5 protein-coding genes are annotated in these 8,196 nt (G+C 54.1%); all 5 read left to right on the forward strand.

What is annotated here, in order from left to right:
* Positions 1 to 2: 2 nt before the first annotated feature.
* The 5 genes from AB1483_12835 to AB1483_12855 all read left to right on the forward strand — a co-directional run bounded on the left by AB1483_12835 (position 3) and on the right by AB1483_12855 (position 7,964).
* Entirely contained in the window at positions 3 to 1,001 is a 999-nt protein-coding gene (locus AB1483_12835) for a PorV/PorQ family protein (GenBank protein ID MEW6413335.1), read from the forward strand.
* A 119-nt stretch (positions 1,002 to 1,120) separates the two neighbouring features.
* The gene (locus AB1483_12840; protein ID MEW6413336.1) at positions 1,121 to 2,707 is read left to right on the forward strand and encodes a hypothetical protein; all 1,587 of its coding nucleotides are present in this window, start codon (positions 1,121 to 1,123) and stop codon (positions 2,705 to 2,707) included.
* Between the two features lie 19 nt (positions 2,708 to 2,726).
* Positions 2,727 to 3,779: a DNA recombination protein RmuC gene (locus tag AB1483_12845; GenBank protein ID MEW6413337.1), complete on the forward strand. Its 1,053-nt coding sequence runs from the start codon at positions 2,727 to 2,729 to the stop codon at positions 3,777 to 3,779.
* Between the two features lie 76 nt (positions 3,780 to 3,855).
* Positions 3,856 to 5,256: a Si-specific NAD(P)(+) transhydrogenase gene (gene sthA / locus AB1483_12850; protein ID MEW6413338.1), complete on the forward strand. Its 1,401-nt coding sequence runs from the start codon at positions 3,856 to 3,858 to the stop codon at positions 5,254 to 5,256.
* A gap of 1,895 nt (positions 5,257 to 7,151) precedes the next feature.
* Entirely contained in the window at positions 7,152 to 7,964 is an 813-nt protein-coding gene (locus tag AB1483_12855; protein ID MEW6413339.1) for a hypothetical protein, read from the forward strand.
* The last annotated feature ends 232 nt before the right edge of the window (positions 7,965 to 8,196 follow it).

Consider the following 8,196-nt stretch of genomic DNA (forward strand, 5'->3'; position numbering starts at 1 on the left):
GGATGAGAAAGATTATTACAGTAGCGATCTTGACGGCTTTTCTGGCCGGCTCCGCGTCCGCCGAATTTTCCAAAGTAGGTTCCAGCGGCGCGCAGTTTCTCAAAATCGCCGTCGGTTCCAAATACCAGGCGATGGGCGAGGCTTCGGTGGCGATGGTAGATGATATCTACGCCACCTTCTGGAATCCCGCCGGTCTGGCCGCCATTGAGAATAATGCCGTCAGTTTCACCAATGTCGATTACCTGCTCGATATAAATCTCAACTATATCGGTTTTGCCCGCAATTTCGAGGATATCGGCGTCTTTGCTGTTTCCGCCACTTTCCTTACGATGGATGACATGGAAATCACCACTCTCGAAGAGCAGGAGGGCTCGGGAGAATACTACAGCGCGGCTTCCTACACGGCCGGAATATCGTACGCCAAGCAGCTCAACTCAAAATTCGCCTTTGGTGCTACCTTCAAGTATATCGGCGAGCAAATTCACAATGAGCGATCCGAAGGTTTTGCCTTCGATTTCGGAACCATGCTTCGCCCCGGCGTCAGCTCCCTCAGGCTGGGCATAAGCATCACCAACATGGGACCGGAACTGACCTTCTCCGGCTCGGACCTGGTGGTGCAGTACTACGATGAACTCGATGAAGACGCCAACCCGGTCAGCGCCGAGCTTCAGACCAATCCCTATGACCTTCCGCTGGCCTTCAGAATCGGCGCCGCCTACGATGTCGATTTCGCTTCGCACTCCGTGCTGACCCTGTCCAGCGAACTGAAGCACTCCAACGACAACGATGAAAAAGGCGCGATTGGCGCCCAACTGGGTTTCGATGAAAGGTTTTTCCTGAGAGGCGGCTATAAGATCAATTACGATGAGGAAGGCCTCACGGTGGGCGGCGGTATCAATACCGGCCTGTCGTCAAGCACCCGCCTGATCATCGACTACGCCTGGCAGGATTTTGGCCGATTGGAATCAACCCAGCGGTTCTCCATCGGCTTTACGTTCTAAGTTCTTCACCTCCCAATTGAGGCCCCCTCGCGGGGCCTTTTTTGTTTCAGTCATTTCTGGACATCGATTGTAGAAAGCCTGTATATTAACCCCACGAACAAAATTACAGGAGAGTGGCCGTGCCCCGTTTGATTCGTTTCCATTGGCAAAACCTCATACTTGTCGTTTTTGTATTCTTTTGCGGCGTTGATATCGCGAAAGCCGAAAGCGGCACCGCGATGCTTTCGGAGTATTTCGATCTGGTGATGTCGGGCAATTTCGAATCGGCCGAGCAGTACTGGACGCCCGAAAGCAAAGCAAACGCCAATCGCTTCGGCATCGAGTACATAAACATACCCCTCAAAATTGACTGTACCTCGCCCGCCGTGAGAAACCCCGGCCTGCTTCACCAATTCCCACCCCTGGCCATGAGCGAGGGAACCGCTCTCGCTTCCGATGAGTACATGCGCTTCAACGTGGAATTCACCGCGGGCGATGGGAAACTGGAGCATCACTATTTGACCTATTCGAAAGATGGCTACTACTGGCTCATGTTCCCCCAAGACTATTTCAGCAGCGGCTGGCCGGAGATTCAAACCAAGTACCTTCTTATCAAATATGACCCGGCTACCGAAACGGTCGTCAATACGTTGGCGCTGGATGAATTCGACCGCTATATCACCCGGGCGGCCGATTCGCTCGGTCTGTCTCAAGATGACATGAAGCATCTGGAGAAGGAAAAGCTTCGCTATTTTCTCTGCCAGAACGAAACGCAGGTCAAAGACATCACCGGCTATCTGGTCAAAGGGACCTACGATCTGGCTTCCGATGATATCATCTCGTCGTTCTTCCCGCACTTTCACGAAGTCACCCACTTCCTCGTGAATTACAAACTTCGCAAACTGCACCTGTACACGCTGCCGATTATGCGCGAGGGTGTCGCGGTGTATCTGGCGGGACGATGGGGTAAAGCGCCCGCTTCGCTTCTGGCGCTCGGCGGCAACCTCTACCAGATGCAAATGGTGGAGCTCGACTCCATTCTCACCATGCAGGGCTTCGAGCAAAGCGCCGGCTCCGATCTGGCCTATCCGCTCGCCGGGCTGTTCACGGCCTTCCTGCGAACGAAAATCAGCTTCGCCGACTATCTGGAGTTGTACCGGTACCTGTCCGGCGAATTCGATGACCTTTATAAACTATCGCCAGATGACATCAAAACAATATTCGCCGAAGCGCTCAGCGAGCCCGACTGGGATACCGTCCGCGCCGGTTTCGATCGCTTCGTGGCCCAATGGCTCGCCGGTAATGCCGGCATCTATCCGGGTGATATCGATGGCGGCAAAGCGCTCTTCGAATCACCGGCCATAAACATCACCGAAAAAGACGGCTGGTTGTCGCTCACGGTCAAAGACACAACCGGATCCCCCCAGGGCAATATCCTTGTCGGCAAGAACAGCGCTCTCGATGGTAAGGTCTCGTCGTTGTTCGACGAACAGTATCAGGCCAGAGAAAAACTCGATAGCCACCGCTACGGCATCCGCTTCGACCGCAATGAGGCCGGTGTCTATGACTACGCCACCAATCACCTAGTGGCCAAATACATCTGGGGCATCACCCCATCGGAAAACTATTACAGCGATACCGACAACACGCTTCACCTCAGGTTCAAAAAAGATCTAATCGGCGGCGCCGATATCGCTCCGGATAAAATCAGAGTGCTGCCGCACTAACAAAGCGCGAGGGAGAAGGTTGGATACTCTCACAACGGTAATCATAATTTTTCTGGCAGTCAATCTGCTCCTTACACTCTGGCTGATTGTCAGCTGGCGACGCCAAAAATCTGCCGACCCCCGTCAGGCTATCGAAACCGCCCTGGCAACCCTCAAGGCCGATTTGATCGCCAAGCAGATGGATGGCCTCATCTCGCTTCGGGAATCGCTCGACTCAGCCAACCGCCTGCTCAACGACCGCCTCGCCGAAGGCACCCAAACGCTCGACCGACGCATGTCGGTCATCAACGAAATCGAAAACAAACTCGGCAAACTCTCCACACAGACCAGCAACATCGAAACAATCGGCAAAAACATCCAGTCGCTCTCGGAACTGCTGAAACCGCCCAAACTCCGCGGCAGCCTCGGCGAGATTCTTCTGGAAAATCTTCTCGGGCAGATCCTCCCCAAACAACTGTTCGAGATACAGCACAAATTCGATGATGGCGCCCGTGTCGATGCTGTCGTTAAACTCTCCGACAAACTGCTGCCGATAGATTCCAAGTTCCCGCTGGAATCCTACAACCGGATCGCCTCGAGCGACTCCGACAATACCGCCAAATCCGCGCGCAAGGAGTTCGCCACAGCTATAAAAAAACACATCGATGATATCGCTTCCAAATATATACGGACCGGTCAAAACACCACCGACTTCGCCGTCATGTACATCCCATCCGAGGCGGTCTACTACCAACTGGTCGCCGGAGAGAGTCTCGATGAATTCGACTATGCTATGGCGCGCAAAGTCATCCCATCATCGCCCGGACATCTGTACGGCTTCCTGGCCTCCGTCGCGGCGGTCTATTCCGAGGCCGGGTTGGGGTCAAACCGGCGGCTTTTAAGCGAATGTCTCGACAGCATCACCGCCTCGATAGAAAAACTGGCCCATCTCAATGAGCGCATGAACGGTTCGCTGAGAGCGGCCTCGCTGAGCCTGGAGAAATCGCGCGACGAGGTAACCTCGATGACCCGTCACCTCGAACGCCTCAAACACCCCTCCGCCGATTCCGACACAAATTCGACCCTTTTGTGAACCAATGGCCGCCCGCGGCTGTTAGTAGCGAATACACGAGCGCTTTTGATAGATAACTTTCGGGAGGTGAATCCCATTGCCTGATAAGAAATACGATCTGGTCGTTATCGGCTCCGGCCCCGCCGGCGAGAAAGCCGCTATCGAGGCCTCGCGCATGCGCAAAACCAGCGCCATCATCGAACGCCACTCCGTGCAGGGGGGAGTGTGTATCCACACCGGCACGATCCCATCGAAAACCCTCCGCGAAACCGTCGTCTATATTTCCGGTCTTCGCCAGCGCTCTGTCTATGGCCTCATGGGCGGCGTCAGGCCCGATGTCACCGTCAAGGAACTCATGTACCGCAAAGGGCAGGTCATTCAGCAGGAGCTCGATGTTATCCAGCAGAACATGGCCCGCTACGGTATCGAGGTTATCCACGGCACCGGCGCTATCGTCGATCCCCACACCGTAACCGTAACCGACCGGGAAGGCAACATCGAGCATCTGAAAGCCGATGTCATCGTGATTTCCACCGGCACGCGTCCGTATCATCCGCGCCAAGTCAAGTTCGACAACAAATTTATCTATGATGGCGAGTCGATACTTGATCTCGATGTTCTCCCGCGCTCGCTCACCATTGTCGGCGGCGGGGTGATAGGCTGCGAGTATGCCTCGATCTTCGCCCACATCGGCGTCAAAGTCACGATTGTCGATGACCGCGAGAGGCTTTTGTCTTTTCTCGACCACGAGATCGGCGACAACTTGATTTTTCTCATGCGCAAGTATCGCATTTCGCTGGTGCTCGGCGATGGCGCCAAGGATATATTCGTCGAAAACGACCAGCCGGTCGTGGTCACCAAAAGCGGCCGACGGGTTGTCTCCGACAAGTTGCTTTTCGCGGCCGGGCGTACCGGCAATACCGAGAATCTGGGCCTCAAGCAGCTCGGTATCGAGACTGATAAGCGCGGCAATATTGTCGTCAACGAACGATACCAGACAGCCGTGCCGAATATTTACGCGGTCGGCGATGTTATCGGGTTTCCATCGCTGGCGTCGGTATCGATGGACCAAGGGCGGCTGGCCGCCATTCACGCTTTCAAGCGCGGGGATACCTCGTGCATCAACACCCTGCTTCCGTTCGGTATCTGGACCATCCCCGAGGTGTCGATCGTGGGCGAGTCCGAGGAAACGCTCAGCGCCGCGGGCCAATCTTATGAGGTGGGGGTGGCTCGGTTTTTCGAACTGGCGCGGGGGCAGATAATTAACGACCACGATGGTATGCTCAAGTTGATTTTCGACCCGAAGTCGAAGCGGGTTCTCGGCGTGCACATCGTGGGGGAGAGGGCCAACGAGTTGATTCACATCGGTCAGGCCGTGATGACACACGGGGGGACGCTTGATTATTTTCTCGATACGGTTTTCAACTATCCCACTTTGACTGAGGCTTACAAAGTCGCCGCTATGGACGGCCTGGCCCGCCTCGAACGCCGCGTTTGATTGGCGAAAATGTTTCATTCCATTCTTTTGTAGGTCAAAACCCCTGCCCGGCAGGGTTCATCGTCAGATGAAGGTTTTGACATCCTTCTGTCAGACGTCCCGTCTGACGGCTTCCTTGCGTTAATGTTCGTGCCCGATGGATCTTCATACCTCGTGCCCGGTGAATCTTCAGATTCACCGGGTAATCCGAATTTGGCTTCGTTTCCTCATTTTTGTATGTTCCACCAATGTTGTGCCCGGTGAATCTTCAGATTCACCGGGTATCCCCTCACCCCGACCCTCTCCCGGAGGGCGAGGGGGAAGGAGGCCATTCCCGTTCGGTCAGGTCTTGTCCCGACGGTGTCGGGATGTGACCTGACCGCATGGCTGCCCCGACGCATCCGCTACCCTTCTTACCCCCCCCGCTCGCAATCACCACCGATCTTGTATGAAAACCGCCCCGATGACCAACCAAACCTGTCCGGTCAAAGTCATTCCCCTCCCTCTAAGTCATTCCCTCCCCCCCCACTAAGTCATTCCGTTGAAAAACGGAATCCAGTGTTCGATTTTCTCTCGTATTCCATTCGTTCTCATAATGTTGGAGCGATTTGGCTTCGTTTCCTCATTTTTGTATTTTTGCGCCACCCTCCGTCATTCCGTTGAAAAACGGAATCCAGACTTCCTGCCCATTGTTGTGCCCGGTGAATCTTCAGATTCACCGGGTATTCCCTCACCCCGACCCTCTCCCGGAGGGCGAGGGGGGAAAGAGGCGTTTCCTGTTCGGCCAGACACGATCGGCAAGATCGGGTCATTCCGTTGAAAAACGGAATCCAGTGTTCGATTTTCTCTCGTATTCGATTCGTTCTCATAATGTTGGAGCGATTTGGCTTCGTTTCCTCATTTTCATTCTTTTGTAGGGCAGTGACCCCTGCCCGAAAGGGTTTTCGCCGAAGGCGGAAAGGTCCTGCCATCTTTTCTCGACGGGTGGCAGGCTCAAACTTGCTTTGGGCCTGACATGTTTTGTGCTGTCCCGCCGATGGCGGGTCCTCGTCTGACGGCAACCTCACGTCAATGTTCGGCCGGGTCTTGTCCCGACGGTGTCGGGATGTGACCTGACCGCCTGGGTGCCCCGATGCATCCGCTACTCTTCTTACCCCCCCCCCGCTCGCAATCACCACCGATCTTGTATGAAAACCGCCCTGATGACCAACCAAACCTGTCCGGTCAAAGTCATTCCCCTCCCTCTAAGTCATTCCCTCCCCCCCCTCTAAGTCATTCCCTCCCCCCCCCTCTAAGTCATTCCCCTCCCTCTAAGTCATTCCCTTCCCTCTAAGTCATTCCCCTCCCTCTAAGTCATTCCGTTGAAAAACGGAATCCAGTCACTCGCGCCCGAACTTGCCCGTTCCGCCAGTCCCCGTAGGGAAGAACCCTCTTCCACAAGAGACTACAATCGTGAGCGGTTCTGCCATTTTGCGTTCCGTCGGGTCTTGAGCCCCCTGGCGTCCGGGTGGCAGGCTCAAACTTGCTTTGGGCCTGACATGTTGTGCCCCGACGGCCGAATTCTTGACATCCCCTGCCCGTTCCGTCGGGTCTTGAGCCCCCTTGGGGGATTGTGACCCGACGGTCTTCCCATTTGACATCCACACCCCTTGTGCCCGGCCGGTCTTCAGACCCTCCGGGTTTGTGCCCGGCGGGTCTTCAGACCCGCCGGGTACATCCTTGACATCCCTCATCGATTCTTTTATCTTCTTTGAAACGCTTAACACCATTGACCCAACATCATCGCGCCCGTCGACACACCTCACGGTCTCGACACCATCTCAGGGGAGCGGTCAATAAGCGGGAAGGGAAGAAATCTTGGTCTCGACTCTTGGAATTTCCATGGCTATGTTGGAGAATAAATACGGAGGCAAACTATGAAGCGCAACTACGCATTGATGGCGCTGCTCGTCAGCATTCTTTGCTGGAGCGGCTGCGATCAAGACGCATATACAAGGGGCTACGACAGAGGTCACACAGAAGGATATCAGAGCGGTTATACCGACGGTCATCGCGAATCGCAGACTCTGGCGGTTGACAGCGGCTTTGTCTTGGGGTACTCGTCAGGCTATTACGACGGCAAGTCCGGCAAGCCAAGTCTCATTGAGGATAATCGTCCTGGTTGGAAACGACTCGGCGTGTATAATATCGTGATCCTGATTTTACTAGATGTCATGTGGTTTGTTTTGCTGGCAAATTTCATAGTCGCGATGCTTTATGAAATGCGTGGTGCGCCTGGAACATCCCAGTCAATACTACTAATAGCGCCGATCGGTCTGGCCGCATTCGCATTTCTGCTGCTATTCGTCGTGCTGGAAGTGAGATTAGTAAATCTGCTGTCTCAGCTGTCTATATACGGTGTCTATCTGGTTTCCATTGTCTCGGGAGTCTGTTCGGGGTTTATTGTATGGTCGGCCTATAAATTAAAGAAGACGAAAATAGACGTCCTGGGACAGGTGATTACGCTGACGGTACTGTCTTTTATCACATTTATTTCCGTCAAACTTGGTTGGGATGCTTATGAGCTTACCGGTGGTATAGTCGAACAAGAGCCTGTCTCCGTGCTTATCCTGTGTCTGGCTATTGGTAGCCTACTGGCGATAATTGCGATCGGGTTTAGCATTTATTCAGACGGGAAGAGACTGTACGCTGACACAAGTAGGACACCACCCAAGGGGAGCGGTCAATAAGCGGGAAGGGAATGATGCCGGATATTAGATTCATACATTGCGCGGATCTGCACATCGACACACCATTTAAGGGCGTCAGCCGACTGCATCCTGAACTTATGGCCTTGGTACAAACCCAGAACATAGGTTACAGTTTAGACTCATGACATAGGTAACACTTATAATACGGTACAAATCAAGGAGGATTGGTTGTGCCGTGGAAAGAGAGCTGTGTCATGAACGAACGGATGAA

Source organism: Candidatus Zixiibacteriota bacterium (genome assembly GCA_040756055.1).
Lineage (GTDB): Bacteria > Zixibacteria > MSB-5A5 > GN15 > FEB-12.